Here is a 26,756-nt window from a genome sequence, read left to right as displayed (position 1 = left end):
GTTCAGTGGCCGGTGATGGCGTCCGCCACGCGCGCGATCGCCGACGTCCGCGACGCGTCCGTGGCCGCCTCCCGGGCGTCCGCGACCTGGTAGAGCGCGTACATCGACTGGACGCCGAGCCAGCGCAGCGGTTCGGGCTCCCAGCGCCGCACCCGCCAGTTCACCCACGGCAGCGCGGTCAGCTCGGTGTCGCGGCGGAGCAGCAGGTCGCGGAGGGTGCGTCCGGCGAGGTTGGTGGTCGCGACGCCGTGCCCGGTGTAGCCGCCCGCGTGGCCGAGCCCGGTGCGGTGGTCGAGGACGGCCGTGGCGCACCAGTCGCGCGGGACGCCGAGCACGCCCGACCACGCGTGGTCCACGCTCGCCTCCCCGGCGACCGCCGGGAACATCCCGGCGAGCATCCGCCAGAGCTGGTCGACGGTCCCGGCGCGGGTGACGCCCGCGTCGTCCACGCCGGAGCCGTAGCGGTAGGGCCGGCCGCGCCCGCCGAACGCGATGCGGCCGTCCGCCGTGCGCTGCGCGTACATGTAGTAGTGCGCCATGTCGCCGAGCGCCTCGCCGTGCCGCCAGCCGATCCGCTCCCAGACCGCCTCCGGCAGCGGGGTGGTGACGATCATCGAGCTGTTCATCGGCAGCCAGTCGCGGCGGTGCCCGGCCAGCCGCGCGGTGAAGCCCTCGGTCGCGCGGACGACGTACTCGGCCGTGACCGTCCCGGACGGGGTGACGGCGGCGGCCGGACGGCCGTCCCGGCGCGGGACGACGCGCAGCACCGGCGTGCCCTCGTAGATCTCCACGCCGAGCGCGCGGACGGTCGCGGCGAGCCCGCGGACGAGCTTGGCGGGTTGCACGCGCGCGCAGTGCGGGGAGAACGACGCGGCGCGCTGGCCTTCGATGCCGATGCGCCGGTCCGCCTCGCGCCCGGTCAGCAGGACGATGTCGTCCCGTCCCCAGCCCCATGCGCGGTTCTCCTCGACCGTCGCGCGCACGCGGGCCGCCTGCGCCGCGTTCCGCGCGGTGGTGAGGACGCCGCCCTTGACCAGGTCGGCGTCGATGCCCTCGTCCTTCGCCACGCGCAGGATCTCGTCCACGGTCGCGAACATCGCCCGCTGGAGATCGACGGCGGCCTGGCGGCCGTGGCGGCGCGCGTACCGCTCGCGCGATCCGGCGATCTCCCCCACGACCCAGCCGCCATTGCGCCCGGACGCCCCGAACCCGGCGAACTCCTTCTCCAGCACGACGATCCGCAGGTCAGGTCGGGCGCGCTTGAGGTAGTAGGCCGTCCAGAGGCCGGTGTAGCCCGCGCCGACCAGGCAGACGTCGGCGGTGCGCGGGCCGGGCAGCGGCTCGCCCGGCGACGGCAGGCCGATCTCGCGGAACCAGTGCGACACCGAGCCGTTGCCGAACGCCTCGGACCGCGGAGCGGAAGACGCAGGGACGGCGGGAGAACCAGAAACGGCTGCGGGGCTCATGGCCCAATACTGCTGTATTCGCCAGCCTAAAGCATCTCTGGCGACGGATTCTGTTGCCTGCGCACGATACCGCGACGCGTTCCGAGCCACTGGACGCGGTCGATCGCGAAGATCGCGGTGCCGCCCGGGCCCATCCCCCGGTGCCGCATCCCGAGCTGCTGCGCGACCGCCAGCGATGACGCGTTCGCCATGTCGATCTCGGCGGTGACGCGGCGCAGCCCGGCGATCGTGAACGCGTGGCCGAGCACCGCCTGCCCCGCCTCGGCCGCGAGGCCCTGGCCCCAGCGGTCCGGCTCCAGGCTGTAGACCATCTCGACGTCGCCGCCCGCGTCCGGGCCGGACAGCCCGGCCACCCCGAGCAGCGAGCCGCCCGTCACCACGGCCTCCCCCAGCCGCCGGAAGGTCGGGCGCAGCGCCCACAGGCCGTAGCCCCGGGTGGCGAAGTCCCGCTGGCTGGCCGCGATGATCTCGGTGACCTGCTCGGCCGAGACCCGCCGGTCGTCGAACAGGTGCCGGCGGACGAGCGGGCCCGTCCAGTGCGCCAGCAGCGCCGCGTGGTCGCTCATGCTCACCGGGCGGAGCGCCAGCCGCCCGGTGCGCACCTCCTCGCTCACCGTCCGCGACGGCGGAAACCGCCGCCCGGGACGGACAGGACGCAGATCACTCACGGAACGGTAGGCGCTCGCACCGGACCGCTCAAGAGCGGCGGCGAAGGTGAAACTCTCACCTCACGCCGGTGTAGCGCTTCCGTAACACCGCGCGGCGACAGTGACCGGGTCGAACACCGCAGGGCCCATCGGAAGGGACCACAGGTCATGCCGCTGCTGCGCATCCGCACCGAGATCGAGGACCGCCCCGGCCGCCTCGCCGTCCTGACCGCGGCGCTCGCCGCGCGCGGCGCGAACATCCTCGGGCTGACCGTCCAGGTCGGGACCGAGGGCGTGGTGGACGAGTTCGTCGTGGACGTGCCGTCCGGCGGGGCGGGCCCGGACGAACTGGCCCGCGCCGCCGCCTCGGCGGGAGGCGTGCGCACGGCCGTCGTCCCCGCGCGCCCGCGCGAGCTGGTCGACGAACCGACCCGCGCGCTGGCCCTCGCCGCACGCGCGCGCGTCGAACCGCACGCGCTGCCCGAAATCCTGGCCGAGCTGTTGCGCGCGCACGAGGCCGCCTGGACGTCCGGCACGGCGGTCTACGACGACGAAGACGACGTGCTGACCGTCCGAGCGGGACGGCGGTCGGTGCGGTTGAGCCGTCCGGACCTGCCCTTCACCGCGACCGAGGCCGCCCGCGCCGACGCGCTCGTCCGCGCGGCACTGCCGGCCGAACCGCCGTCCGCCGCGTCGCAGCGCGTGACGCTGGCCGACGGGACGCGGGTGACCGTCCGGCCGATCGAGCGGGACGACGCCGGCGCCGTCCGCGCGATGCACGAGCGCTGCTCCCTCGACAGCAGGCGGATGCGGTACTTCAGCCCCAAGCCGTTCCCGCCGCGCGCGGCCGTCGAGCGGTTCTGCGAGCCGTGGCACGGCGTGACGCTGGTCGCCGAGGGCCCGGACGGCTCGGTGCTGGCGCTCGCCCACCTGATCCACGTGCTCGACCCGGGCGTCGCGGAGATGGCGTTCCTCGTCGAGGACGCCTGGCAGGGCCGGGGCCTCGGCCGCGCGCTCGCCGGGCTGCTCATCGTCCTCGGCCGCGAGCGCGGCCTGGTCGAGCTGCGCGCCACCGCGCTCAGCGAGAACGCCCGCATGCGCCGCCTGCTGGCCGGACTGGGCGGCCGGACGCGCCGCACCGAGGAACCCGGCATCGTGGAGGTCCGCCTCCGGCTGGACGGCCGTCCCGCGCGCCCCGAACCGCTCCGCGCGGGGCTGGCGTGAGGGCGAGGGAGGGGCGGCTGGCAGGATTGATCTGTGAGCGGCATCTACGACGACCCTTGGGCCTACGAGCTGGCGTGCTCGTTCCGCGACGTGTCCGCCGAGGTGGACGCGCTGCTCGGGTGGACCGTCCGGCACCGCTCGTCCGGTGCGGCGGCGCGGACCGTCCTGGAGCTGGCGGCGGGGCCGGCCGAGCACGCCCGCGAGTTCGCCCGGCGCGGGCTCGCCGCGACCGCGCTCGACCTGCACCCGGCGATGTGCGCCTACGCCGCCCGGCAGGCCAAGGACGCGGGCGTCGAGCTCGACGTCGTGCAGGAGGACATGACCTCGTTCGCGCTCGGGCGCCGGTTCGACCTGGTCGTGACCATGCTCGACTCGACGTCCCACCTGATGACGCTGGACGCGTTCGTCGCGCACCTCGACCGCGCCGCCGACCACCTCACCGCCGACGGCCTGTACGTGGTGGAGATGTCGCACCCGCGCGACCGGCTCACCGACGACCCGACCGTCGCCACCGGCTGGACGGTCGAGCGCGACGGACCGGACGGCCGCGTCGGGGCGACCGTCCGGTGGGGCGAGCCGTCCGACCGGCTCGACCCGGTCACCCAGATCGCCGACGACCACGTCACGATGACGATCACCCGGCCGGACGCGCCGGTCCGGGTGATCCGCGACGTGGTGCCCTACCGGTTCTGGACCGCGACCGAGCTGACCGCCGCCGTCCGGCTGTCCGGGGCGCTGGAGACGGTCGCCCAGTACGGCGACTTCGGCGACGTGGCGCTCACCGACGACGAGGCCTGGCGCATGATCACCGTCCTGCGCCGGGCCTGACCGGTCAGGGGGCGGGGGCCCAGCCGGGCATCGGGTGGCCGGCCATCAGCTCCCGGATCTCGGCGGCGACCCGCTCCACGACCGCCTCGTCGCCCTTGGCCGTCGCCTGGACGACCTCGTCGATCCACGCGGCGACCGGCTCCATGTGCCGCTCGGTCAGGCCGCGGGTGGTGATCGCGGCGGTGCCGATGCGCAGCCCGGACGGGTCGAACGGCTTGCGCGGGTCGAACGGGACGGCGTTGTAGTTCAGCTCGATCCCGGCCCGGTCGAGCGCCTGCGCGGCGGGCTTGCCCGCGACGCCCTTGTTCGTCAGGTCGATGAGGATCAGGTGGTTGTCGGTGCCGCCGGAGATCAGGTCGTAGCCGCGGGCGAGCAGCGCGTCCGCGAGCGCGCGGGCGTTCGCGACGATCTGCCGGGCGTAGGCCGGGAAGTCCGGACGCGCGGCCTCGCGCAGCGCCACCGCGATCGCGGCCGTGGTGTGGTTGTGCGGGCCGCCCTGGAGCCCCGGGAAGACCGCCTTGTCGACCGCCTTGGCATGCTCCTCGGTGGACATCACCATCGCGCCGCGCGGGCCGCGCAGCGTCTTGTGCGTGGTCGTCGTGATCACGTCCGCGTGGCCGACCGGGGACGGGTGCGCGCCGCCCGCGATCAGGCCCGCGATGTGCGCGATGTCGGCGGCCAGCACCGCGCCGCTCTCGCGGGCGATCTCGGCGAACGCCGGGAAGTCGATCGTGCGCGGGATCGCCGTCCCGCCGCACCAGATCAGCTTCGGCCGCTCGCGCAGCGCGAGGTCGCGCACCTCGTCCATGTCGACGCGGCCGGTGTCGGGGCGCACCCCGTACCGGACGGGGTTGAACCACTTGCCCGTGGCCGACACCGACCAGCCGTGCGTGAGGTGGCCGCCCATCGGCAGCGACAGCCCGAGGACGGTGTCGCCCGGGTTCAGGAACGCCAGGTAGACGGCCAGGTTGGCGGGCGAGCCCGAGTACGGCTGGACGTTGGCGTGCTCGACGCCGAACAGCGCCTTGGCCCGCTCGATCGCGGTCAGCTCGACCGGGTCGACGTTCTGCTGGCCCTCGTAGTACCGGCGGCCCGCGTAACCCTCGGAGTACTTGTTGGTGAGGACGCTGCCGGTCGCCTCCAGGACGGCCGGCGAGACGTAGTTCTCCGAGGCGATCAGCCGGAGCTTGTCGTGCTGGCGGCGTGCCTCGGCCTCCACCAGCCCGGCGATCTCGGGGTCCTCGGCGGTGAGGTGGGGGATCGACGGCTCGTGCATGGCTGCCTCCGCGAAGCTCGGGCCGGAGGCGCGGTCTCGGGCACCCCGGCCGTGATGAGGTGTCCCGTACACCCAGGCGCGCGGTGTGCGGCGGCGTTCGCTCCCCGGTGGTCGGATCCACCTTGACTGCGCCAGTCGCGTGCTGGTCATCATAGCGGTCCGCACCACCCCGCCCGGATGATCCTTTTTATGCCCGCCGGACCGGAAAGCCGCTAGGGTCCGGGGGATGCGTTCCGAACTCCCCCTCCGCAGGCCGGACGCGACCGTCCGGCTGGCCTGGCTGGACGCCCTGCGCGGCCTGGCCGCGATCACCGTGGCGCTGCACCACGCGACCTACCACTACATGCCGCACTTCCGCCGGACGCTGCTGGAATGGTTCGACCCCGGGGCGTTCGGCGTGCTGGTGTTCTTCCTCGTCAGCGGGTACATCGTGCCCGCCTCGCTGGAGCGGCGCGGATCGGTGCGGCGGTTCTGGACGGGCCGGGTCTTCCGGATCTACCCGCTGCTCGCCGCCGCGGTGGCGTTCGTGGTCGTCCTGCACGTGACGGGCCTGTACGAGCTGCGGGAGGGGCTCGCGACCGCCTACCACCCGGCCGTCGTGGCGCTGTCCCACCTCACGATGATGCAGGACCTGCTCGGAGTGCCGAGCGCGATCAACGTCCTCTGGACGCTGTCCTACGAGATGGCCTTCTACCTGCTGGTCGTGGCGCTGTTCTCGGTCGGCTGGCACCGGCGGTCGGTGGCGACGGCGTCCGCGCTGGCGGTCGCGGCGCCCGCGCTCGCGACGGTGCTGCCCGCCGTCGCGCTGTCGGGGCGGTTCGGTGAGGGACGGGTCTCGCTCGCCGCGTTCGTGCTGATGACGGCCGCGATCGGGCTGGCCTGCGCGCGCCGCTGGATGATCGCGCGGATCGGCGCGCTGCTCGGCGGCGCGCTCGCGCTCGCCCTCGTCCTGTTCAACGGGCGCGTCGACCCCTGGCAGGGCCTCGCGATCCTCGCCGTCATGTTCACCGGGACGGTCGTGCACCGCGCCGAACGGGGCCAGATCCGGCCCCGCACGGCCCTCGCCGTCTGCGCGCTGGTGCTGGCGAGCGCCGCCGGGACCGGGTTCTGGCGCTTCCACCACTACACCACCTGGGACACCGACCTCGGCGCGAAGCGCGCCTGGGCCCTCGCCGTCGTCGCGGCGTTCGCCGTCTTCGCGGCCGGGTTCGCGCTGCGGCACCGGCACGTCCCACGTTGGCTCGCCTGGCTCGGCGTCGTCAGCTACTCGGCCTACCTGCTGCACGAGCTGCTGCTGATGGTCCTCGACATGACCATCGGACGGCCCCACGACGACCAGCCGCTGCTGCTGGTCCCGTTCGTGGCGCTGCTGCTGGCGGCGAGCTGGGCCACGCACCGCTGGATCGAGAAGCCGGGCCAGCGCCTCGGCCGCGTCCTCGCCGGCCGTTTCGATCCGGCTCCGGCGCCGTCCGAGGGACGAGAGCAGAGCAGGGAGCAGGACGGCGCGTCCGTTCCGGCGCCGCGTCCGTCCCAGGCGGAGGTCACCAGCCCCTGAGCCCGCGCCCGCCGCTCCGGCGCCCCGGCCGAAGCCGGACGCGGAAAGGCCCGGTCCCGCTGCTCGGGTACCGGGCCGAAGGGGGCGGCGCGTCAGGAGCGCGCGGCCTCCATCGCGCGCTTGACGGCCTCGCGCTTCTGGCGGAGCTTGGCGAGGGCCTCCTCCAGGATCGCCTCGCCGTCGGCGTCGCTGCGCCGCTCCTTCACGTAGGCGAGGTGCGTCTTGTAGGGCTCGGTCTTCGGCGGGGCCGGCGGGTTGTCCTTGTCCTGCCCGGCGGGGAACCCGCAGCGCGGGCAGTCCCACGTGTCGGGGACCGCGACGTCGGTCGCGAAGCTCGGCCGGGTCTCGTGCCGGTTGGCGCAGTAGAAGGTCACCCACACGCGGGGCGCCGCGTCCCCGCGCTCGGCCTCACCCATCGGACCGGCTCCGACACGGCTGCCCCGAATCGCGTTGCCACTACCCACGGACTTACTCCTCGGTTGGTACGCCGCCGCCCGCGGTCGCGCGGTAGCTCTGGGGAGCCGGGCGGCGGCTCGGCGGTGTTAGGCGTTCTTGTTCGCTCTTGGTGCTGTGGTTCGCTCGGCGGGAGCGCGGCTCAGCCGACGCCCTTGTGCTTGAACAGCAGGCCGAGCACGATGATCGAGGCGAACCAGACCACTCCGACCCCGATGGTCAGCCGGTCCAGGTTCCGCTCCACCACCGACGACCCGCCCAGCGACGACGAGATGCCGCCGCCGAACATGTCGGACAGTCCCCCGCCCTTGCCCTTGTGCATCAGGACGAGGACCACCATCAGCAAACTCGTGATGATGAGCACGATGGACGTAGCGATGATCACAGTTGCGCGCCTTCTCTGGCCGTCCCCGCCGGGCGGGGCCTGTCTGATGTTGGGACGGAGGATCTAGCCGGGCGGTTTACCCGTCACCCCCGAAGGGTACGACGAACTCTCCGCTGGTTCGGCAAGAACCGGCGGGTCGAGACCGAATTGATCTCAACCACCGGCCGCCGACGGCGTCGGGTTCAGACCGGGAACTCCCGGTAACGGCAGATCTTGACGAACTCACCCGCGTCCAGACTGGCACCACCCACCAAAGCGCCGTCCACATCCGGCTGCGCCATGATCCCGGCGATGTTGCTGCCCTTGACCGAGCCACCGTACAGGATCCGCACCTTCGCGGCCGTCTCGCCGTCGTACAGCTCGGCCAGCCGGGCCCGGATCGCGCCGATGACCTCCTGGGCGTCCTGGGGGGTGGCGACCTCGCCGGTGCCGATCGCCCAGACCGGCTCGTAGGCGATCACCAGCTCGGCGGCCTGGTCGGCGGGGATCTTCACCAGCGCGCCGGTGACCTGGTCCACGCAGTGGCCGACGTGCTCGCCCGCCTTGCGGACGTCCAGGCCCTCGCCCACGCACACGATCGGCGTGATCTTGCTGGCGAGCGCGGCCCGGGCCTTGGCGTTGACCAGCGCGTCGTCCTCGTGGTGGTACTGGCGGCGCTCGGAGTGCCCGACGGTCGCGTACGAGCAGCCGAGCTTGGCCAGCATCGCGCCGGAGATCTCGCCGGTGTAGGCGCCGGAGACGTGCGGCGAGATGTCCTGCGCGCCGTACTTGATCTCCAGCTTGTCGGCGTCCACCAGCGTCTGCACCGAGCGCAGGTCGGTGAAGGGGGGCAGGACGGCGACGTCCACCGCGGCGTAGTCCGCCTCCTTGAGCCCGAACGCGAGCTTCTGGACGAGCGCGATCGCCTCGAGGTGGTTGTTGTTCATCTTCCAGTTGCCCGCCATCAGCGGCTTGCGCGCGGGGGCGTTGGCGGAAGGGGCCATCGTCGTCAGTCCTCCAGAGCCTTCAGGCCGGGCAGGGTCTTGCCTTCCAGGTACTCCAGGCTGGCGCCGCCGCCGGTCGAGATGTGCGAGAACGCGCCCTCGTCGAAGCCGAGCTGCCGCACGGCCGCGGCCGAGTCGCCGCCGCCCACCACGGTGAACGCGCCGGAGTCGATCAGGCCCTGCGCGACGGCCCGGGTGCCGTGGGAGTAGGGCTCCATCTCGAACACGCCCATCGGGCCGTTCCAGAAGACCGTCTCGGCGTCCGCGAGCCGCGCGGCGAACAGGCGGCCGGACTCGGGGCCGATGTCCAGGCCCATCCGGTCGGCGGGGATCGCGCCGGCCGGGACGACCTCGTGGTCGGCGTCGGCGGCGAAGGCCGACGCGGCGACGATGTCGGTCGGCAGGACGAACTCGACTCCGTTCTTCTCCGCCCGCTCCAGGTACTCGCGGACGGTGTCGAGCTGGTCCTCCTCCAGCAGCGACGTGCCGACCTCGTGGCCCTGGGCCTTGAGGAAGGTGAAGACCATGCCGCCGCCGACGAGGATCCGGTCGGCCTTGCCGAGCAGGTTGTCGATCACGCCGAGCTTGTCGGAGACCTTGGAGCCGCCGAGCACGACCGCGTAGGGGCGCGCGACGTCCTCGGTGAGCTTGCGCAGCACGTCCAGCTCGGCCGCGATCAGGAGGCCGGCGGCGTGCGGCAGCCGCTGCGGGACGTCGTACACGCTGGCGTGCTTGCGGTGGACGGCGCCGAAGCCGTCCCCGACGTACAGGTCGGCGAGGCCGGCCAGCCTGTCGGCGAGCGCGCCGCGCTCGGCGTCGTCCTTGCTGGTCTCGCCGGGCTCGAAGCGCAGGTTCTCCAGGAGCGCGACCTGGCCGTCCGCGAGGCCCTCGACCGTCGCGCGGGCGGAGTCGCCCACGACGTCGGACGCGAACGCCACGTCCCGGCCGAGCAGCTCGCCGAGCCGGGCGGCGACCGGCGCGAGGGAGAGCTCGGGCTTGACCTCGCCCTTGGGACGGCCGAGGTGGGCGCAGGCGACCACCTTCGCGCCGCGCTCGGCCAGGGCGCGGATCGTGGGCACGCTCGCCCGGATCCGGCCGTCATCGGTGATCTTCCCGTCCTGGAGCGGCACGTTCAGGTCGGTGCGGACCAGCACCGTGCGGCCGGTCACGTCCAGGTCGTCGATGGTGCGCATCGGAACGCGGTGTCCTTCCGTGAGTCGCGTGCGGGGGCCTTGCGCGCCCGCGGGCGGCCCCGCGCCGGGGCCGCCCGCGGACGTGCGCCCGCCGTGGCCGCGGACACGGGTCCGCGGCCACGGCGGGCGGCACGGCTCAGATCGAGGAGCCGACCAGCTTGACCAGGTCGACGAGGCGGTTGGAGTAGCCCCACTCGTTGTCGTACCAGCCGACGACCTTCACCTGGTTGCCGATCACCTTGGTGAGGCCGGCGTCGAAGATGCAGGACGCCGGGTCGGTCACGATGTCGGAGGAGACGATCGGGTCCTCGGTGTAGGTGAGGATGCCGCGCAGCGGGCCCTCGGCGGCGGCGCGGACCGCGGCGTTGACCTCCTCGGCGGTGGTCTCGCGGCCGACCTCGACGGTCAGGTCGGTGGCCGAGCCGGTGGGGATCGGCACCCGCAGCGCGTAGCCGTCCAGCTTGCCCTTCAGGTCCGGCAGCACCAGCGAGATGGCCTTGGCCGCGCCGGTGGAGGTCGGCACGATGTTGATCGCGGCGGCGCGGGCGCGGCGCAGGTCCTTGTGCGGGCCGTCCTGCAGGTTCTGGTCCTGCGTGTAGGCGTGGATGGTGGTCATCAGGCCCTTCTCGATGCCGAAGGCGTCACGGATCACCTTCGTCATCGGGGCCAGGCAGTTGGTGGTGCAGGAGGCGTTGGAGATGACCGTGTGCTTCGCCGGGTCGTAGTCGCCGTCGTTGACGCCCATGACGACGGTGATGTCCTCGTTCTTGGCCGGAGCCGAGATGATGACCTTCTTCGCGCCGTTGTCGGCGTGCACCTTGGCCTTGGTCGCGTCGGTGAAGAAGCCGGTGGACTCGACGACGACGTCCACGTCGAAGTCGCTCCACTTCAGGTTGGCCGGGTCGCGGTCGGCCAGCACCTTGATGGCCTTGCCGCCGACGAGGATCTCGTCGCCGGACGCCTTCACCTCTTCGGGGAAGCGGCCCAGGATGCTGTCGTACTTGAGCAGGTGGGCGAGGGTCGCCGGGTCGGTCAGGTCGTTGACCGCCACGACCTCGATGTCGGCTCCGCCGGCCTTGACCGCGCGGAAGAAGTTGCGGCCGATCCGGCCGAAACCGTTGATGCCTACTCGGATGGTCACGGAACCGCTCTCCTCGTACGTCGTCACGCCCGGCACGGGTGATTCCGGGCGACTTCCTACCTGGATCCCGGGGTCTCCCCCACGCTCGACCCTATCGAATACCGCGCCGACTCCCCGCCACCGGCGGCGCGGATTTCGCCAGGTGGTGGGGCGTTGCCCGGCCCCCGCCCCGGATGAGGACAGGCAGAGGTCTAGACCACACCGTCTAGACCAATCAGACATGTCCCCTGAAACCGGCGGGTTCATCCCCGCCTCTTTCCGCGCACCCGCCGGTTCGACCGCTCCATACCCGATACCGGGACGACCGTGACGAACACCCTTCAAACTCCGCGAAAATTCCCGTCCCCGACCGCACGACGGCATCGGCGGGCGGGCGCGGGACGTGCGGAGAGCGCGGAGGCGGGAAGGTCAGGGGGCGAGCATCTCGGCGGTCAGGTTCGCCTCGGTTCCCGGGACGCCCTGGTCGCTGGCGCGCTTGTCGGCCATGGCGAGCAGACGCCTTATACGGCCGGCGATCGCGTCCTTCGTGAGCGGCGGGTCGGCGAGCTGGCCCAGCTCCTCCAGCGACGCCTGCTTGTGCTCCAGCCGCAGGCGGCCCGCGCTGACCAGGTGCTCCGGCGCGTCCTCGCCGAGGATCTCCAGGGCGCGCGCGACGCGGGCCCCCGCCGCGACGGCCGCGCGGGCGCTGCGCCGCAGGTTCGCGTCGTCGAAGTTGGCGAGCCGGTTGGCCGTCGCCCGGACCTCGCGGCGCATCCGCCGCTCCTCCCAGGCGAGGACGGAGTCGTGCGCGCCGAGCCGGGTCAGCAGCGCGCTGATCGCGTCGCCGTCGCGGACGACGACCCGGTCCACCCCGCGCACCTCGCGCGCCTTGGCGTGGATCTTCAGCCGGCGGGCCGCGCCGACCAGGGCGAGCGCCGCCTCCGGCCCGGGGCAGGTCACCTCCAGCGACATCGACCGGCCGGGTTCGGTCAGCGAGCCGTGCGCCAGGAACGCCCCTCGCCACGCCGACTCGGCGTCGCAGGCCGCCCCCGCGACCACGTGCCGCGGCAGCCCCCGCACGGGACGGCCGTTGTTGTCGATCAGGCCGGTCTGGCGGGCCAGCGACTCGCCGTCCCGGAACACCCGGACGACGTAGCGGTTGCCCTTGCGCAGGCCGCTCGGGGCGAGCACCACCACGTCGGAGGTGTGCCCGAAGACCTCGGCGACGTCCCGGCGCAGGCGGCGCGCGGCCGCCCCGGTGTCGATCTCGGCCTCGATCACGATGCGCCCGCTCACCAGGTGCAGACCGCCCGCGAAGCGCAGCAGCGTCGAGACCTCCGCCTTGCGGCAGCACGGTTTGAGCACCTGCAGCCGGCTCAGCTCGTCCTTCACCACGCCGGTCATCGCCATAGATGAACCCCTCCCCCTATCGAACTTCCAGCAGTGTGGCCGATCCCGGCCCGGCCGGACGTCAGTCAGCGAATATCTGTACGAAGGCTTGGGCCAGCAGGGCGGGATCATGACGCGGGGAGCCGTCGGCCGCCGCCACGTCGGCGAGCACCAGCCGGCCGCCGAGGTCGCCGACCGCCTTCTCCAGGGCGTCCGGGTCGTCCACCACCGCGCGGTCGGCCAGCACCACGTCGACCCGCAGGTCCGGCGCGTGGGCCTGCAGCACCTCCAGATGGTTCTGCGGCGAGAAGTCGTCGGTCTCGCCGGGCTGCGGCGCGAGGTTCAGCGCGACCGCGCGGCGCGCCCGCGTCCGGCGCAGGGCGCGCGCGAGCTCGGGCACCTTCAGGTGCGGCAGGACGCTGGTGAACCACGAGCCGGGGCCGAACACGACCCAGTCCGCGTCCTCGACGGCGGCGAGCGCCTCGGGGCACGCGGGCGGGTCGGACGGGATCAGCGAGATGCCCTCGACCGTGCCCGGCGTCTTCGCGCACGCCACCTGGCCGCGCACCTGGACCACCTCGCCCGGACGCAGCGGATCGGCGCCGCGCACGTCGGCGACGATGTCCAGCGGCACCGACGCCATCGGCAGCACGCGCCCGTGCGCGCCGAGCAGCCGTCCCACCCAGTCGAGCCCGGCCACCACGCCCGGCCCCTCCCGCCCCGCACCGGCCCCCGCGGCGCTAGCGGCGTCGGCGGTGCCCGGGTTGCCGGGGTTGCCAGGGTTGCCAGGGTTCCCGGTCGCCGCCGGCTGCTCTGGTGCAGTCGGACGCTCCGAGGCAGCCGGGCTCCCGGGCGCGGCGGGGGTGGACTGGCCGAAGAGTTCCCAGAGCGCGACGATCAGCAGGTTGCCGACGGCGTGGTCGTGCAGGGCGCCCTCGCTGCGGAAGCGGTGCTGCACCACGTCGCGCCAGGTCTGGCCCCACTCGTCGTCGCCGCACAGCGCGGCGAGCGCCATCCGCAGGTCGCCCGGCGGCATGACGCCCAGCTCGCGGCGCAGCCGCCCGCTGGATCCGCCGTCGTCGGCGACCGTGACCACGGCCGTGAGGGCGTCGGTGACGCGGCGCAGCGCCGACAGCGAGGCGTACAGGCCGTGCCCCCCGCCGAGCGCGACGACCTTGGGCCCACGGGGGTTCACCGGTTCGTCCGTCTCCTCGGTCCACCCGCGCGGGCGGTCACCCGCGCGGCTCACTCGCGGCCGAGGTCGCGATGGGCGACCTGCACCTCGACGCCCTCGTCCCGCAGCCGGGCGGCGATCTGCTCGGCCATGGCCACACTACGGTGTTTACCACCGGTACATCCCACGGCGAGCGTCACGTAATGCTTGCCCTCGCGCTCGTAACCGGTCGTGAGCAGGCGCAACACCTCGGTGTAGGCGTCCAGGAACTGCTTGGCGCCGGGCTGGGCGAGCACGTAGTCGCGGACGTCGGCGTCGCGGCCGGTCTTGGGCCGCAGCTCGGGCACCCAGTGCGGGTTCGGCAGGAACCGGCAGTCGACGACGAGGTCGGCGTCCACCGGCAGGCCGTACTTGTAGCCGAACGACACGACCGTGGCGCGCAGCCGCGAGTCGTTGCTGCCGTTGCCGAAGAACCCGATGATCTTGTTGCGCAGCTCGTGCACGTTCAGGCCGCTGGTGTCCAGCACCAGGTCGGCCTCGGCGCGCACCTCGCGGACCAGCTCGCGCTCGCGCGCGATGCCGTCCACCAGGCGGCCGTCGCCCTGGAGCGGGTGCGGGCGCCGGACGCTCTCGAACCGGCGCACCAGGTCCTCGTCGGCGGCCTCCAGGAACACCACGCGCGGGTGCACGCCGCGCGCCTCCAGCTCGGCGATCGACGAGTGCAGGTCGGCGGTGAAGGCGCGGCTGCGCACGTCCACCACCACGGCGATGCGCGGCACCGCGTCCTTCACCCGGCCGCCGAGGTCGGCCATCGTGGCCAGCAGCGCGGGCGGCAGGTTGTCCACCACGAACCAGTCCAGGTCCTCCAGGGACTTGGCGGCCGTGCTGCGGCCCGCCCCGGACATGCCCGTGACGATGACGATGTCCGGGATCTGCGTCTCGGTGGTCACGTTCGTCTCCCCCTGTGTTCGGCGTCGCCGCTGCTCTCCGTGCCGCCGCGCGCCGCCCCCGTGGCGCCCGGCGCCGGCCCCCCGCCGCCCGTTCCGGCGTTCCGCTCGGGCGCGCCGTCGTCGTGCTCGGACGACGCGCCGTCGTCGTGCTCGGACGCGCCGGCGCCGGGCTCGGACGACGCGCCGTCCTTCTGCACAGCGCCCGCGCCCTCGCCCGTGTTCCCGGCCGGACGCGTCGCGGCGGACGCGCCGGGCCCGTTCAGGGCGGCGGCGATCGACTCGGCGGTGCGCAGGCCGATGCCCGGCACCTCCGCGATCTGCTCGGGCGTCGCCTCCTTCAGGCGCTTGACCGAGCCGAAGTGCTTCACCAGCGCGGTGCGCCGCGCGGGACCGAGCCCGGGCACCGCGTCCAGCTCGCTGACGGTCATCGACTTCGACCGCTTCTGGCGGTGGAAGGTGATGGCGAACCGGTGCGCCTCGTCCCGGATCCGCTGGACGAGGAACATGCTCTCACTGTTGCGCGGCAGGATCACCGGATCGTCGTCGCCGGGGAGCCACAGCTCCTCCAGGCGCTTGGCGATGCCGACGACCGCGATGTCGTCGACGCCGAGCTCGTCCAGCGCCCGCTGCGCCGCCGCGACCTGCGGCGGGCCGCCGTCCACGAGCACGAGGTTCGGCGGGTAGGCGAACCGGCGCGGCTTGCCGGTCTCGGGGTCGATCGGGCCGTGCGCCACGGGCTCGCCGGAACCGTCCGGGACGCCGGACACCGCCCGGTCTCCGCCGCCGACCGGCCGGCCCCCGCCGCCGCCGTCCGGACCGTTCGTTCCGGGCGGTTCGGGCGTGTCGTCGCCGAGGACGGCGAGCTCGCCGGTCTTCTCGCTCTCCGCCAGGTAGCGGCGGAACCGGCGGGTGATCACCTCGTGGATGGACCGGACGTCGTCCTGCCCCTCCACCGCCTTGATCGTGAACCGCCGGTACTCGCTCTTGCGGGCCAGGCCGTCCTCGAACACGACCATGGACGCCACGACGTTGGTGCCCTGGAGGTTCGACACGTCGTAGCACTCGATGCGCAGCGGGGCCTCGTCGAGCTCCAGCGCGTCCTGCAGCTCGCGCAGCGCCAGGCTGCGCGTGGTCAGGTCGCTCGCGCGGCGCGTCTTGTGCTGCTTCAGCGCCTCCAGCGCGTTCCGCTGGACGGTCTCCAGCAGCGCCTTCTTGTCGCCGCGCTGCGGGACGCGCAGCCGCACCGGCCCGCCGCGCTGCTCGGCGAGCAGCTCGGTCATGGCCTCGTCGTCCGGCGGCAGCGCCGGGACGTACACCTCGCGCGGCACCGAGTCGCTGTCGCCGTAGATCTGGATGAGGAACTGCTCGACCAGGTCGGCGGTGGTGACCGCCTCGACCTTGTCGACCACCCAGCCGCGCTGGCCGCGGATCCGGCCGCCGCGCACGTAGAACACCTGGACGGCCGCCTCCAGCTCGTCCTCGGCGAAGGCGATCATGTCGAGGTCGGTGCCGTCGGCGAGCACGACGGTCTGCTTCTCCAGCGCGCGTTCGAGCGCGCGGATGTCGTCGCGCAGCCGGGCGGCGCGCTCGTACTCCATGGACGCCGCGGCCTCGCGCATGTCGCGTTCGAGGCGCTTGATGTAGCGGCCGGTGTTGCCCGCCATGAAGTCGCAGAAGTCCTCGGCGAGGGCGAAGTGCTCGTCCGGGGTGACGCGGCCGACGCACGGCGCGGAGCACTTGTCGATGTAGCCGAGCAGGCACGGACGGTCGAGCTGGCGCTGCCGCTTGAACACCCCGGCGCTGCACGTGCGCACCGGGAACACGCGCAGCAGCTGGTCGACCGTCTCGCGGATCGCCCAGGCGTGCGAGTACGGCCCGAAGTACCGCACCCCCTTGCGCTTGGCGCCTCGCATGACCTGCACTCGCGGGAACTCCTCGTTGAGGGTCACCGCAAGGTACGGGTAGGACTTGTCGTCCCGGTATTTCACGTTGAAACGGGGGTCGAACTCCTTGATCCAGCTGTACTCCAGCTGGAGGGCCTCGACCTCGGTGGAGACCACCGTCCAGTCCACCCGCGCGGCGGTGCTCACCATCGTCTGGGTGCGCGGGTGCAGGGTGGCGAAGTCGGCGAAGTAGGAGTTCAGCCGGGAGCGCAGGCTCTTGGCCTTGCCGACGTAGATCACCCGGCCGTGCTCGTCGCGGAAGCGGTACACGCCGGGTTCGTCGGGGATCGTCCCCGATGCTGGTCGATAGGTCGCCGGATCTGCCACGCTGAAAGCCTAGTAGGCGGCACCGACAACCGAGCCCCGCGCGTCCTCCGGCCCCGCCCCCGCGCCCGGGGCGGGGTGATCCAGATCTCGTTCGGGAGCGGCGCGCCCGGAAAGAGTGGACCGGAGTGAAGTCATATTCCGGTCAATCCGGAAGGGGGGATCCTGCTGTGTCGGCGCTCTGGGCGCTGATCGTTCCCGTCCTCGCCGTCGCGCTGTCGGTCGGCGTGGTGGAGGGCGCGCGCCGGGCGCTCGCCGGGAGGCTGTCGGCCCGCTGGCCCACCGCGGGCCGGGCGGCCCGCCGCTGCACCGCGCCCGCGTTCGCCTTCGCCGCCGCGATCAGCGCCGCCGCGGCCGTCCCGTACGAGGACCTGCCGCCGCGCCTCGCCGCGGACCTGCGGCACCTGCTGCACATCACGGCGACCGCCGCGACCACGTGGCTGGTGCTGCGCATCTTCTACGCGCTGACCGACCCGCCGCTGGAGCGGCTCACCCGCGTCTCGGGCGAGCGCAACCGGCGGGCCCGGCGCACCCGCACGCAGATGCTGCTGCTGCGCCGGATCGGCGCGGTCGTGCTGGTCGTGCTCGCGGTCGCCGCCGCGCTGTTCACCTTCCCGGCCGTCCGGGCGGTGGGCGCGGGCGTGCTCGCTTCGGCGGGCGTCGCCGGGCTGGTCGTCGGGATCGCCGCCCGGCCGACGCTGGGCAACCTGCTCGCCGGGCTGCAACTGGCGTTCAGCGACGCGCTGCGGCTGGACGACGTGGTCGTCGTCCAGGGCCAGTGGGGCCGGATCGAGGAGCTGACCCTCTCCTACGTCGTGGTGTGCCTGTGGGACGAGCGGCGGCTGATCCTGCCGGTGTCCTACTTCATCGAGCAGCCGTTCGAGAACTGGACCCGGCACACCAGCCGCGTCATCGGCGCGGTGATCCTCAACGTGGACTGGAACGTCCCGGTCGAGGAGCTGCGGACCGTCCTGCACGACTTCCTGCGCGAGCACCCGCTCTGGGACCAGCGCGACTGGGTGCTCCAGATCACCGACTCGCTGCCGAACGGGCTGGTCGAGATGCGCGCGCTGATGAGCGCCGCCGACTCGGCGAGCGCCTGGGACCTGCGCTGCGACGTCCGCGAGCACCTGATCGGCTACCTGCGCGAGCACCACCCGGAGGCGCTCCCCCGGTTCCGCGCCGAGATCCCCGAGGAGACCCGCGTGCGGGACGGCGCCGGCCCGGCCGATCCGGCCGACGCGTCGGTCCGCGCGTCCGAGTCGTCGGGCGCGCCCGCGGTCGGGCCCGACGCTCCGACGCCGAAGCCGGGGCCGACGCCGGGGCCGACGCCGGGGCGGAACGGTTCGCGTGGTGCGCCCGTCCCGTCCTGGAGCGGATCGCAGGACGGGACGGGCAGGTCGAACGGGACGAGCTCGTCGAATTCCTCGAGCTCGTCGAACGGGGTCAGGCGAGGTTGATCTCGCCGCCGGAGACGGTGATCTTCTTCGGGGCGAGCCGGGACGGCGCGGGCGGGCGGGCGACCGTGCCGTCCGCGATGTGGTACTCGCTGCCGTGGCACGGGCAGTGGATCAGCCCGCCGGACACCGAGCCGACGGTGCAGCCCATGTGCGTGCACACCGCCGAGAACGCCTTGAACTCGCCCTGGGACGGCTGGGTGACGACGACCTTCGCGTCCGGGAAGATCTTGCCGCCGCCCACCGGGATGTCGGCCGTGCGCGCGAGCCCGCCACCGCCCGCGCCGCCCGCGCCGCTCGTCCCGCCGCCGCCCGGGGACGACCCGCTCGACGAGGCCGACCCGCTCCCGGAGGAGGACGCCCCGTACGAGTCCGACGACCCGGACTTGCCGCACGCCGCCGCCAGCCCGGCGACGCCCGCGACGCCCACCCCCAGCAGCAGCCCGCGCCTGGCCAGATCGCCGGGCGGGGGCTGTTCCGATGCGGTACCGGTCGTGGTCTGCCGATGCTCCTGCGACATTCCGGGCCTCCAGTGCGTTCGCGGGGTTTCTCCGCCGTCACCGGGAGTACGTGCCGCGGCCGGGAACGGTTCAATCCGCGCCCGCCGGGCGATCACGTCACGACGATCCCGTCCCCCTTCACCTGCACCGGGTACTCCGTCAGCGCCCGGTTCGCCGGGCCCTGCGCCACCGAGCCGTCCGCGATCTTGAACTCGCTGCCGTGGCACGGGCAGTGCACCACGCCCCCGGACACCCGGTTGGTCAGGCAGCCCTGGTGCGTGCAGACGGCGCTGAACGCCTTGAACACGCCCTGGCTGGGCTGCGTCACCACGACCTTGGTGTCGGCGTAGACCTTGCCGCCGCCGACCGGCACGTCCGCGACCTTGGCGATCTCCTTGCCGCGCAGGTCGCCCACCGAGGCGGTCTTGGACTTGGGGCCGCAGCCGGCGAGCATCCCGGCCCCGAGCGCCGCTCCCACCGCGCCCGTCCCGCACAGCACCGCCCGGCGTCCGACGGCCCGCTGCGGGCCCTCTCCGGCTCCGGCGACCCGCTCGCCGCGGCCCCCGATCGTCGCATCGTCACTCATGGTCGTCCATCATTCCGGACGCCCCCCGAAACCCGCCGCCACCCCCCGTCCCCCGCCTGTCGCCCCACCCCGGACGTCTTGGCCCGCGCGCCCCGAAACCCGCCCTGCCCCCGACAACGGTGCGCCCGAACCGACGCTCGGACGCGCAAAGCCGCGCGGCCCGACGCACAGGCCGGCCGCGGGAATCGGTGCGCCCGAAACGACGCCCGGATGCGCAAAGCCGCGGCGGCCCGACGCACGGGCCGGGCGCGGGAATCGGTGCACCCGAAACGACGCTCGGACGCGCGAGGCCGCGCGGCCGTCCGGAGGACGGGCGCGCGGCCTCGGGTGCGTGCTGCGAGGGGTCAGTTGAGGATCTTGGCGAGGAAGGAGCCGGTGTGGCTGCCCTCGACCTTCGCCACCTCCTCGGGGGTGCCCTGCGCGACGACCATGCCGCCGCGGGAGCCGCCCTCGGGGCCCATGTCGATGATCCAGTCGGCGGTCTTGATCACGTCCAGGTTGTGCTCGATGACGATGACCGTGTTGCCCTTGTCGACCAGGCCGTTCAGCACGCCGAGGAGCTTGCGGATGTCCTCGAAGTGCAGGCCGGTGGTCGGCTCGTCCAGCACGTAGATGGTGCGGCCGGTCGAGCGGCGCTGGAGCTCGGCGGCCAGCTTGACGCGCTGCGCCTCGCCGCCGGACAGGGTCGGCGCGGGCTGGCCCAGCCGGACGTAGCCGAGCCCGACGTCGACCAGCGTCTTCAGGTGCCGGTGGATGGCGGTGACCGGCTCGAAGAAGACCGCGGCCTCCTCGATCGGCATGTCCAGCACCTCGGAGATCGTCTTGCCCTTGTAGTGGACCTCCAGGGTCTCCCGGTTGTACCGGGCGCCGTGGCAGACCTCGCACGGGACGTAGACGTCCGGCAGGAAGTTCATCTCGATCTTGATGGTGCCGTCGCCGGAGCAGTTCTCGCAGCGGCCGCCCTTGACGTTGAAGGAGAACCGGCCCGGCTGGTAGCCGCGCACCTTCGCCTCGGTGGTCTGCGCGAACAGCTTGCGGATGTGGTCGAACACGCCGGTGTAGGTCGCCGGGTTCGAGCGCGGGGTGCGGCCGATCGGCGACTGGTCGACGTGCACGACCTTGTCGAGCTGGTCGATGCCGTTGACCCGCTTGTGCTTGCCGGGGACGGTCTTGGCGGCGTGCAGCTGCTTGGCCAGCGAGTTGTACAGGATGTCGTTGACCAGCGTGGACTTGCCCGATCCGGACACGCCCGTGACCGCGGTGAACACGCCGAGCGGGAACGCGACGTCCACGTTCTTCAGGTTGTTCTGCTGCGCGCCCTTGACCGTGATCTCGCGGCCCTTCTGCCGCGGCCGGCGGATCTCGGGCACCGCGATCTCGCGGCGTCCGGACAGGTACTGGCCGGTCAGCGAGTCCTCGGAGCTGAGCAGGTCCTCGACGGTGCCGGAGACGACGATCTTGCCCCCGTGCTCGCCGGCGCGCGGGCCGATGTCCACGACCCAGTCGGCCGCGTTGATCGTGTCCTCGTCGTGCTCGACGACGATCAGCGTGTTGCCCATGTCGCGCAGCCGGAGCAGCGTCTCCAGCAGCCGCTGGTTGTCGCGCTGGTGCAGGCCGATGGACGGCTCGTCCAGCACGTACAGGACGCCGACCAGCCCCGACCCGATCTGCGTCGCGAGCCGGATGCGCTGCGCCTCGCCGCCCGCCAGCGTCGCGGACGCCCGGTCGAGGGTGAGGTAGTCGAGGCCGACGTCCAGCAGGAACCCGAGCCGGGCGTTGATCTCCTTGAGCACGCGCTCGGCGATGTGCCGGTCGCGGTCGTTCAGCTCCATCGCGAGCAGGAACTTGGCGGCCTCGCCGATCGGCATGGCCGCGACCTCGGCGATCGACCGGCCGCCCATGGTCACCGCGAGGACGACCGGCTTCAGCCGCGCCCCGTCGCACGCCGGGCACGGGATCTCGCGCATGTAGCCCTCGAGCTTCTCGCGCGAGGCGTCGCTCTCGGACTCGGCGTGCCGCCGGTGGATGTAGGGGATCACGCCCTCGTAGGCGGTGTAGTAGGACCGGGTGCGGCCGTACCGGTTCTTGTACCGGACGTGCACCTGGGTCTCGTGCCCGTTCAGGATCGCCTTGCGCGCCTTGGCGGGCAGCTTGCGCCACGGGGTGTTCAGGTCGAAGCCCATGGCGTCGCCGAGCGCCGACAGCAGCCGCAGGAAGTAGTCGCTGACGTGCCCGCTCGACCACGGCTGGATGGCGCCCTCGCCGAGGGTGAGGTCCTCGTCCGGGACGATCAGCTCGGGGTCGACCTCCATCTTCGTGCCGAGGCCGGTGCACTCGGGGCACGCGCCGTAGGGCGAGTTGAAGGAGAACGAGCGGGGCTCCAGCTCCTCGAACGACAGGTCGTCGTAGGGGCAGTAGAGGTGCTCGGAGTACATCCGGGTGCGGTTCTCGTCGTCGTCCGGGAGGTCGACGAAGTCGAGCACGATCGTGCCGCCCGCGAGGCCGAGGGCCGTCTCGACGGAGTCGGCGAGCCGCTGGCGGGCCGAGTCCTTGACCGCGAGCCGGTCGACGATCACCGAGATGTCGTGCTTCTCCTGCTTCTTGAGCTTGGGCGGGTCGTCCAGGCGGACCATCTGCCCGTCCACCAGGGCGCGGGAGAAGCCCTTGGACTGGAGCTCGCGGAACAGTTCGAGGTACTCGCCCTTGCGGCCGCGGATCACCGGCGCGAGCACCTGGAAGCGGGTGCCCTCCTCCAGTTCCAGGACGCGGTCGACGATCTGCTGCGGGGCCTGGCGGCTGATCGGACGGCCGCAGACCGGGCAGTGCGGGTGCCCGATGCGCGCGTACAGCAGCCGCAGGTAGTCGTAGACCTCGGTGATCGTGCCGACCGTGGAGCGCGGGTTCTTGCTGGTCGACTTCTGGTCGATCGACACCGCCGGGGACAGGCCCTCGATGAAGTCGACGTCGGGCTTGTCCATCTGGCCGAGGAACTGGCGGGCGTAGGCCGACAGCGACTCGACGTACCGGCGCTGCCCCTCCGCGAAGATCGTGTCGAAGGCCAGGCTGGACTTGCCCGATCCGGACAGGCCGGTGAACACGATCATCGCGTCCCGCGGCAGGTCGAGCGAGACGTCCTTCAGGTTGTGCTCGCGTGCTCCTCGCACGATGAGTCGGTCATGCACGGCGTGTTCCGGTTCCTCTTCTGGGCGCGGCGATGGGACGGGTCTCCCCACGGTAGTCAGGGGGTCCGACAGAACGCGTGCGCGTGGACTCCCCCGTCGTACTCAACAGCGGAACGGCCCGCCGAATTTCTGCCCGGCCCTCCCGCCCCCGCGGGACCACCGGCCACACTCGAACCGTACACGTGTTCGAAGATCTCTTGCCACCGGAACCGCCGCCGGAGCCGCCGTCGAGATCGCGCCGGGGTCGCCATCAAGATCGCGCCGGGGTCGCCGTCGAGATCGCGTCGAGGTCGCCGCCGGGATCGCCGGAGCCGCCGAGACCGCCGGAATCGCCGGTGACATCGGCGTTGCGGCCCTCAGGACCGGCGTTCCCACTCCTCGCGCGTGATGCCCCAGCGCATCCGCGGGCCCTCCTCGGCGGGCGCGGCGCGGATGTCGTCCTCGACGGCGAGCAGCCGGTAGCCGAGCTTGGGCGGGACGGCCGCGCTCCGCTTGTTGGCCACATCACAGTGGATCTCGACGCGCTCGACGCGCGCCAGCCCGAACGCGGCCGCGGTCAGGGCCCCGGCGGCCCTGGTGGCGTGGCCGCGGCGGGTGTGGCCGGCGTGCACCCAGTAGCCGATCTCCATGGCGTCCGGGCCGAGCCGGCCGTGGAGGGCGACCGTACCGACGATCTCGCCGTCCGGGTCCTCCATGACGTAGGCGAAGTCGTTGCCGCGGTCCCAGTCGGCGCGGCAGGCGGCGATCCAGGCGATCTCGGCCTCGATGGTCTGCTTCTCGGTGGCCCAGGGCATCCAGGGCCGGAGGTGCTCGAAGGAGTCGTTGACCGCGTTCATCAGGTTCTCGGCGTCGGATTCGACGGCGCGGCGCAGGGTGAGGCCGGGGAGGTCGATCCGTTCGGGCGGGCGCTCGTTGCTCATGGCCCGATGCTCGCCGAGCGGCCGGGGCCCCTCCACCCATTTTCCGGCCCGTGGCAGGGTGGGCCCATGGATCTTCAACCCGTGGACCTCCGGCCCCGGCTGCGCCCGCGCGGTCCGGCCCGTCCGGCCGCGCTGGCGCTGGTCCTGCACGGCGGCCGGGAGGTCAGCCGCGAGCCCGCCACCGCGCGCCAGACCGCCGCGCTGCGCATGGTCCCGTTCGCGATGCACCTGCTGAGCGCCGGGCGGCGCCGGGGCCTGGCGGTGTGGTCCCTCGGCTACCGGTACCGGGGCTGGAACGGCGCCGAGGCGTCCCCGGTGACGGACGCGCGCTGGGCGCTGGACGAGATCCGCAAGGCGCATCCGAACGTCCCGATCGTGCTGGTCGGGCACTCGATGGGCGCCCGCACCTCGCTGCGCGTCGCGGACGACCCGCAGGTGGCGGGGGTCGCCGCGCTCGCGCCCTGGGTCCCGAGGGACGAGCCGGTCGCCCAGCTCGCGGGCCGCCGCGTCCTGATCATGCACGGCACCGAGGACGGCACGACCCCGTACCGGGCGTCCGTCCGGTACGCCGAGCGGGCGCGGGAGGCGGCGGCGTCGCTCGACTTCGTCCCGGTGGCGGGCGAGGGCCACGCCATGCTCCGCCGTCCCGGCCTCTGGCACCGCCGGACGACGGCCTTCGTCATGGACGTCCTCGCCGACCGCTGACCGCCCGCCCGAGCGCGCCGCCGGCCCGGCCTCGCCTGACCAGCCTCGCCTGACCCGCCCCCGGGCCGCCTCGCCGGGCGCCGATCGAGGGCGGCGGCGAAGCCCTCGGTGGCGAACGGTCCGGCGACGCGTCCGCCGGACGCCGCGCTGGTCACGGCCGGGTCCGGGGCGGGCCTCGCGGGACTGCGCGAGCGGGTCGCGAGGCTCGGCGGCGACCTGCGCGCGGGTCCGGTCGGCGACGGCGGCTTCGCGGTCACCGCCGAACTGCCCTCCACCGTCGCGGCCGATGCGGAGGCCGGTCGTCCGGCACCGTCCCGACGTGGTGCTGATGGACCTGCGGATGCCGGGCGTGGACGGCCTTCACCGCGACCGGCCGGATCACCGCGCTGCCCGATCCGCCCGTGGTCGTCGCGCTGACCATGTTCGACTCCGACCGGCACGTGCTGCGGGCGCTGCGCGCGGGCGCGGCGGGGTTCCTGCTCAAGAGCACGCCGCCGGAGGACCTGGTCGGCCTGGTGCGGGTCGCGGCGGGCGGGCACACCGTCATGTCCCCCGCCGCGACCCGACGGCTGCTGGACACCGCCGCCGGGCGGGACGAGGCCCGCCAGCGCCGCGCGGCGTCGCTGCGGACCCTGACCGAACGGGAGACCGACGTCCTGGCGTGCCTCGGCGAGGGGCTGTCGAACGCGCGCATCGCGGCACGGCTGCGCCTCAGCGAGACGACGGTGAAGGGCTACGTCTCGCAGGTCCTGATGAAGCTCGGATGCGCGAACCGCACGGAGGCCGGGCTCCTGGCGTTCGAGGCGGGCCTCGGCGTGTCAGGATGAGCCTTCCTTCAGGACGCGAGGAGGCGTGATGGGCGGCGTGACGGGCGGTTCCGGGCCGGAGCGGACGGCGATGCTGGCGGCGATCGAGGCGAGCGTGGACCGGTTGGCCGCCTCGGTGGGCGGGCTGCGGGACGAGGAGCTCCGGGGGCCGTCCGGCCTGCCCGGATGGACGCGCGGGCACGTCGCGACGCACGTGGCGCGCAACGCCGACTCGCTGTGGAACCTGCTGGAATGGGCGCGCACGGGCGTGAAGACGCCGCAGTACCCGAGTTTCGAGGCGCGCGAGGAGGGCCTGCGCGCGGGCGCGGGACGCGGCGCGGGAGAGCTCGTCGAGGACCTGCGGTCGTCGGCCGAGCGGTTCGCGGCGCAGGCGCTGGCGCTGCCCGACGCGTCCTGGGACGTCCGGGTGCAGGGCCTGGTCGGGCCGGAACTGCCCGCCTGGTTCGTCCTGCACCGGCGGTGGCGCGAGATCGAGGTGCACCACGTGGACCTCGCCGCCGGGTACGGTCCGGCCGACTGGCCGGAGGGCTACGTGCGCGCGGAGCTGGACGTCACGCTGCGCGGTCTCGCCGAGTACGGCCCCGAGGCGCGCGGCGGCCTGCACGGGCTGCGGCTGCGCGCCACCGACACCGGCCAGGCGGCCGACCTCGGCGACGGCCCGGAGGTGACCGGTTCGGCGGCGGCGCTGCTGGCGTGGATCACCGGCCGGTCGAGCGGCTCGGGTCTCACGACGCGTCCGGACGGCGCGCTGCCCGTCCCCCCGAACTGGCCGATCGAGCCGTCCTTCCCGTAAGCGCTCAGCCCCGTAAGCGCTCAGCCGGCGGAGACAGACTCGTCGGTTTCGGGGTCAGCCGGCGGGGACCAGCTCGTCGTCGGGTTCGTCGCCCGCCAGGCGGTCGAGGACGCCGGGTGAGCGGAGCGTGATCGCCGTGCGGGAGACGGCGATGCCGTCGCCCAAGCGTTCGGGGGCGAGGAGCTGCGCGACCTTGCGGCGGCCCATGCCCGCCCAGCGTCCGAGGTCGCGCTGGCAGAGCGGGAGGCGGACGACCACGCCGCCCGTCGCGACGGGCGTGCCGAAGCGGTCGGCCAGGCGGCGCAGCCGGGACGCCAGGCGGCGGCCCGGCGCGTCCGGGAAGTGCGCGGCGCGCAGCTCGTCGGCGTCCCGCAGCTTCTCCGACAGGACGGCGGCGACGGCCCAGATGGCGGCGGGGTGCTCGTTCAGCACGGCCCGGAAGCGGTCGCCGGGCAGGACGAGCGCCTCGATCCGGGTGAGCGCCTCGACGTTGGCGTACCGCTCGGAGCCGTCGGCGACCTCCATCTCGCCCGAGACGTCGCCGGGGCCGAGCACCTCCAGGATGACGATCTCGCCGTCCCGGTCCACCCAGACCTTGGCCGCGCCGGAGCGCAGCACGTACACGTGGGTCGCACGCGTGTGCTCGCGCGCGAGGAACGCCCCCGGCCGGATCAGCGCGACGGTGCCGGCACGTTCGAGCGCCGTCCGCGCGGGTCCGGGCAGCGCGTCCCAGAACGCGACCCGCATCGCTGCCGCCTCCTCTCCTCGCGCGGCCGTCCCGGTCGGGCCGCCGCGCGCACCGGGGCTCCACCCTCCCGCTGGACGGCTGGACGCCCCGGTTCCCTGCCTCGTTCGGCACCGGTCCCTGCTCTGTCA

At 73.4% G+C, this 26,756-nt stretch carries 23 protein-coding genes, 1 pseudogene and 1 riboswitch; of the genes and pseudogenes, 7 read left to right on the top strand and 17 right to left on the bottom strand.

The window, feature by feature from the left end; genetic code table 11:
• Window positions 1-2 precede the first annotated feature (2 nt).
• The gene (locus tag ACFPCY_RS17885; protein WP_378256527.1) at window positions 3-1,466 is read right to left on the bottom strand and encodes an NAD(P)/FAD-dependent oxidoreductase; all 1,464 of its coding nucleotides are present in this window, start codon (window positions 1,464-1,466) and stop codon (window positions 3-5) included.
• A 26-nt stretch (window positions 1,467-1,492) separates the two neighbouring features.
• On the bottom strand, window positions 1,493-2,080 hold the full coding sequence (locus ACFPCY_RS17880) for a GNAT family N-acetyltransferase (protein WP_378256526.1): 588 nt from the start codon (window positions 2,078-2,080) through the stop codon (window positions 1,493-1,495).
• A gap of 201 nt (window positions 2,081-2,281) precedes the next feature.
• Between ACFPCY_RS17880 and ACFPCY_RS17875 the strand changes: the two genes are divergently transcribed.
• Together ACFPCY_RS17875 and ACFPCY_RS17870 are read left to right on the top strand one after the other, a co-directional pair.
• Window positions 2,282-3,337, top strand: a complete 1,056-nt coding sequence (locus tag ACFPCY_RS17875) for a GNAT family N-acetyltransferase (protein WP_378256524.1) — start codon at window positions 2,282-2,284, stop codon at window positions 3,335-3,337.
• Window positions 3,338-3,370: 33 nt separating this feature from the next.
• Window positions 3,371-4,165 (top strand): class I SAM-dependent methyltransferase, encoded by a 795-nt coding sequence (locus ACFPCY_RS17870; protein ID WP_378256523.1) that lies wholly within the window; start codon window positions 3,371-3,373, stop codon window positions 4,163-4,165.
• Window positions 4,166-4,169: 4 nt separating this feature from the next.
• Here ACFPCY_RS17870 and ACFPCY_RS17865 read toward each other — a convergent pair whose 3' ends face one another.
• Window positions 4,170-5,441, bottom strand: coding sequence for a serine hydroxymethyltransferase (locus ACFPCY_RS17865; protein WP_378256521.1), 1,272 nt, complete (start codon window positions 5,439-5,441; stop codon window positions 4,170-4,172).
• Between the two features lie 63 nt (window positions 5,442-5,504).
• Window positions 5,505-5,590: riboswitch (ZMP/ZTP riboswitch) on the bottom strand.
• 77 nt (window positions 5,591-5,667) lie between these two features.
• Here ACFPCY_RS17865 and ACFPCY_RS17860 point away from each other — a divergent pair.
• Window positions 5,668-6,996, top strand: a complete 1,329-nt coding sequence (locus ACFPCY_RS17860) for an acyltransferase family protein (protein WP_378256520.1) — start codon at window positions 5,668-5,670, stop codon at window positions 6,994-6,996.
• 92 nt (window positions 6,997-7,088) lie between these two features.
• On the opposite strand, the gene ACFPCY_RS17855 is transcribed toward ACFPCY_RS17860, so the two are convergent.
• The 9 genes and pseudogenes from ACFPCY_RS17855 to uvrC form a co-directional block, all read right to left on the bottom strand.
• A complete protein-coding gene (locus ACFPCY_RS17855) occupies window positions 7,089-7,460 on the bottom strand; it encodes an RNA polymerase-binding protein RbpA (protein WP_308211441.1) in 372 nt (123 codons plus the stop codon).
• 131 nt (window positions 7,461-7,591) lie between these two features.
• Window positions 7,592-7,834, bottom strand: coding sequence for a preprotein translocase subunit SecG (gene secG / locus ACFPCY_RS17850; RefSeq protein ID WP_253881029.1), 243 nt, complete (start codon window positions 7,832-7,834; stop codon window positions 7,592-7,594).
• A 182-nt stretch (window positions 7,835-8,016) separates the two neighbouring features.
• Window positions 8,017-8,817 (bottom strand): triose-phosphate isomerase, encoded by an 801-nt coding sequence (gene tpiA / locus ACFPCY_RS17845; protein WP_378256518.1) that lies wholly within the window; start codon window positions 8,815-8,817, stop codon window positions 8,017-8,019.
• Window positions 8,818-8,822: 5 nt separating this feature from the next.
• On the bottom strand, window positions 8,823-10,010 hold the full coding sequence (locus ACFPCY_RS17840; RefSeq protein WP_378256516.1) for a phosphoglycerate kinase: 1,188 nt from the start codon (window positions 10,008-10,010) through the stop codon (window positions 8,823-8,825).
• A 136-nt stretch (window positions 10,011-10,146) separates the two neighbouring features.
• The gene (gene gap, locus ACFPCY_RS17835; protein WP_378256515.1) at window positions 10,147-11,151 is read right to left on the bottom strand and encodes a type I glyceraldehyde-3-phosphate dehydrogenase; all 1,005 of its coding nucleotides are present in this window, start codon (window positions 11,149-11,151) and stop codon (window positions 10,147-10,149) included.
• Window positions 11,152-11,559: 408 nt separating this feature from the next.
• On the bottom strand, window positions 11,560-12,540 hold the full coding sequence (gene whiA, locus ACFPCY_RS17830; protein WP_378256513.1) for a DNA-binding protein WhiA: 981 nt from the start codon (window positions 12,538-12,540) through the stop codon (window positions 11,560-11,562).
• Window positions 12,541-12,601: 61 nt separating this feature from the next.
• Window positions 12,602-13,714, bottom strand: a complete 1,113-nt coding sequence (locus ACFPCY_RS17825) for a gluconeogenesis factor YvcK family protein (protein ID WP_378256512.1) — start codon at window positions 13,712-13,714, stop codon at window positions 12,602-12,604.
• Window positions 13,715-13,764: 50 nt separating this feature from the next.
• Window positions 13,765-14,643 carry an RNase adapter RapZ gene (gene rapZ / locus ACFPCY_RS17820; protein WP_378256510.1) on the bottom strand — a complete coding sequence of 293 codons (879 nt, stop codon included), beginning with the start codon at window positions 14,641-14,643 and terminating at the stop codon, window positions 13,765-13,767.
• 209 nt (window positions 14,644-14,852) lie between these two features.
• A pseudogene (gene uvrC, locus ACFPCY_RS17815) lies at window positions 14,853-16,913 on the bottom strand (excinuclease ABC subunit UvrC); the annotation flags it as partial.
• A 167-nt stretch (window positions 16,914-17,080) separates the two neighbouring features.
• Here uvrC and ACFPCY_RS17810 point away from each other — a divergent pair.
• The gene (locus ACFPCY_RS17810) at window positions 17,081-18,370 is read left to right on the top strand and encodes a mechanosensitive ion channel family protein (protein WP_378256508.1); all 1,290 of its coding nucleotides are present in this window, start codon (window positions 17,081-17,083) and stop codon (window positions 18,368-18,370) included.
• Here the strand turns inward: ACFPCY_RS17810 and ACFPCY_RS17805 are convergent.
• The 4 genes from ACFPCY_RS17805 to ACFPCY_RS17790 all read right to left on the bottom strand — a co-directional run bounded on the left by ACFPCY_RS17805 (window position 18,357) and on the right by ACFPCY_RS17790 (window position 23,555).
• Window positions 18,357-18,887, bottom strand: a complete 531-nt coding sequence (locus ACFPCY_RS17805; protein WP_378256507.1) for a Rieske (2Fe-2S) protein — start codon at window positions 18,885-18,887, stop codon at window positions 18,357-18,359. The genes ACFPCY_RS17810 and ACFPCY_RS17805 overlap by 14 nt on opposite strands.
• Window positions 18,888-18,979: 92 nt before the next feature.
• Entirely contained in the window at window positions 18,980-19,453 is a 474-nt protein-coding gene (locus ACFPCY_RS17800; protein ID WP_378256505.1) for a Rieske (2Fe-2S) protein, read from the bottom strand.
• Between the two features lie 344 nt (window positions 19,454-19,797).
• Window positions 19,798-22,635 carry an excinuclease ABC subunit UvrA gene (gene uvrA / locus ACFPCY_RS17795; RefSeq protein WP_378256503.1) on the bottom strand — a complete coding sequence of 946 codons (2,838 nt, stop codon included), beginning with the start codon at window positions 22,633-22,635 and terminating at the stop codon, window positions 19,798-19,800.
• 356 nt (window positions 22,636-22,991) lie between these two features.
• Window positions 22,992-23,555 (bottom strand): GNAT family N-acetyltransferase, encoded by a 564-nt coding sequence (locus ACFPCY_RS17790; protein WP_378256501.1) that lies wholly within the window; start codon window positions 23,553-23,555, stop codon window positions 22,992-22,994.
• 66 nt (window positions 23,556-23,621) lie between these two features.
• Here ACFPCY_RS17790 and ACFPCY_RS17785 point away from each other — a divergent pair, with 66 nt between their 5' ends.
• From ACFPCY_RS17785 to ACFPCY_RS17775, 3 genes are all read left to right on the top strand, one after another.
• Entirely contained in the window at window positions 23,622-24,260 is a 639-nt protein-coding gene (locus ACFPCY_RS17785; protein WP_378256499.1) for an alpha/beta hydrolase, read from the top strand.
• Window positions 24,261-24,661: 401 nt separating this feature from the next.
• On the top strand, window positions 24,662-25,087 hold the full coding sequence (locus tag ACFPCY_RS17780) for a LuxR C-terminal-related transcriptional regulator (protein WP_378256497.1): 426 nt from the start codon (window positions 24,662-24,664) through the stop codon (window positions 25,085-25,087).
• A 28-nt stretch (window positions 25,088-25,115) separates the two neighbouring features.
• Window positions 25,116-25,880 carry a maleylpyruvate isomerase family mycothiol-dependent enzyme gene (locus ACFPCY_RS17775; protein WP_378256495.1) on the top strand — a complete coding sequence of 255 codons (765 nt, stop codon included), beginning with the start codon at window positions 25,116-25,118 and terminating at the stop codon, window positions 25,878-25,880.
• Window positions 25,881-25,934: 54 nt separating this feature from the next.
• Here the strand turns inward: ACFPCY_RS17775 and ACFPCY_RS17770 are convergent, their stop codons facing one another.
• Window positions 25,935-26,627, bottom strand: coding sequence for a Crp/Fnr family transcriptional regulator (locus ACFPCY_RS17770; RefSeq protein WP_378256493.1), 693 nt, complete (start codon window positions 26,625-26,627; stop codon window positions 25,935-25,937).
• Between the last annotated feature and the right edge of the window lie 129 nt (window positions 26,628-26,756).

The organism is Actinomadura gamaensis, from assembly GCF_042652125.1.
GTDB classification, from domain to species: domain Bacteria; phylum Actinomycetota; class Actinomycetes; order Streptosporangiales; family Streptosporangiaceae; genus Spirillospora; species Spirillospora gamaensis.
The sequence above is the reverse complement of the archived record's forward strand: the minus strand, read 5'-3'. Positions and strand labels throughout refer to the sequence as shown.

Bases quoted from the DNA above. Each gene is read 5' to 3' on its own strand.
- ACFPCY_RS17885 (WP_378256527.1), bottom strand. From the start codon at position 1,466: ATGAGCCCCGCAGCCGTTTCTGGTTCTCCCGCCGTCCCTGCGTCTTCC.
- ACFPCY_RS17875 (WP_378256524.1), top strand. From the start codon at position 2,282: ATGCCGCTGCTGCGCATCCGCACCGAGATCGAGGACCGCCCCGGCCGC.
- ACFPCY_RS17865 (WP_378256521.1), bottom strand. From the start codon at position 5,441: ATGCACGAGCCGTCGATCCCCCACCTCACCGCCGAGGACCCCGAGATC.
- ACFPCY_RS17860 (WP_378256520.1), top strand. From the start codon at position 5,668: ATGCGTTCCGAACTCCCCCTCCGCAGGCCGGACGCGACCGTCCGGCTG.
- tpiA (WP_378256518.1), bottom strand. From the start codon at position 8,817: ATGGCCCCTTCCGCCAACGCCCCCGCGCGCAAGCCGCTGATGGCGGGC.
- ACFPCY_RS17840 (WP_378256516.1), bottom strand. From the start codon at position 10,010: ATGCGCACCATCGACGACCTGGACGTGACCGGCCGCACGGTGCTGGTC.
- whiA (WP_378256513.1), bottom strand. From the start codon at position 12,540: ATGGCGATGACCGGCGTGGTGAAGGACGAGCTGAGCCGGCTGCAGGTG.
- ACFPCY_RS17805 (WP_378256507.1), bottom strand. From the start codon at position 18,887: ATGTCGCAGGAGCATCGGCAGACCACGACCGGTACCGCATCGGAACAG.
- ACFPCY_RS17800 (WP_378256505.1), bottom strand. From the start codon at position 19,453: ATGAGTGACGATGCGACGATCGGGGGCCGCGGCGAGCGGGTCGCCGGA.
- ACFPCY_RS17790 (WP_378256501.1), bottom strand. From the start codon at position 23,555: ATGAGCAACGAGCGCCCGCCCGAACGGATCGACCTCCCCGGCCTCACC.
- ACFPCY_RS17785 (WP_378256499.1), top strand. From the start codon at position 23,622: ATGGATCTTCAACCCGTGGACCTCCGGCCCCGGCTGCGCCCGCGCGGT.
- ACFPCY_RS17775 (WP_378256495.1), top strand. From the start codon at position 25,116: ATGGGCGGCGTGACGGGCGGTTCCGGGCCGGAGCGGACGGCGATGCTG.
- ACFPCY_RS17770 (WP_378256493.1), bottom strand. From the start codon at position 26,627: ATGCGGGTCGCGTTCTGGGACGCGCTGCCCGGACCCGCGCGGACGGCG.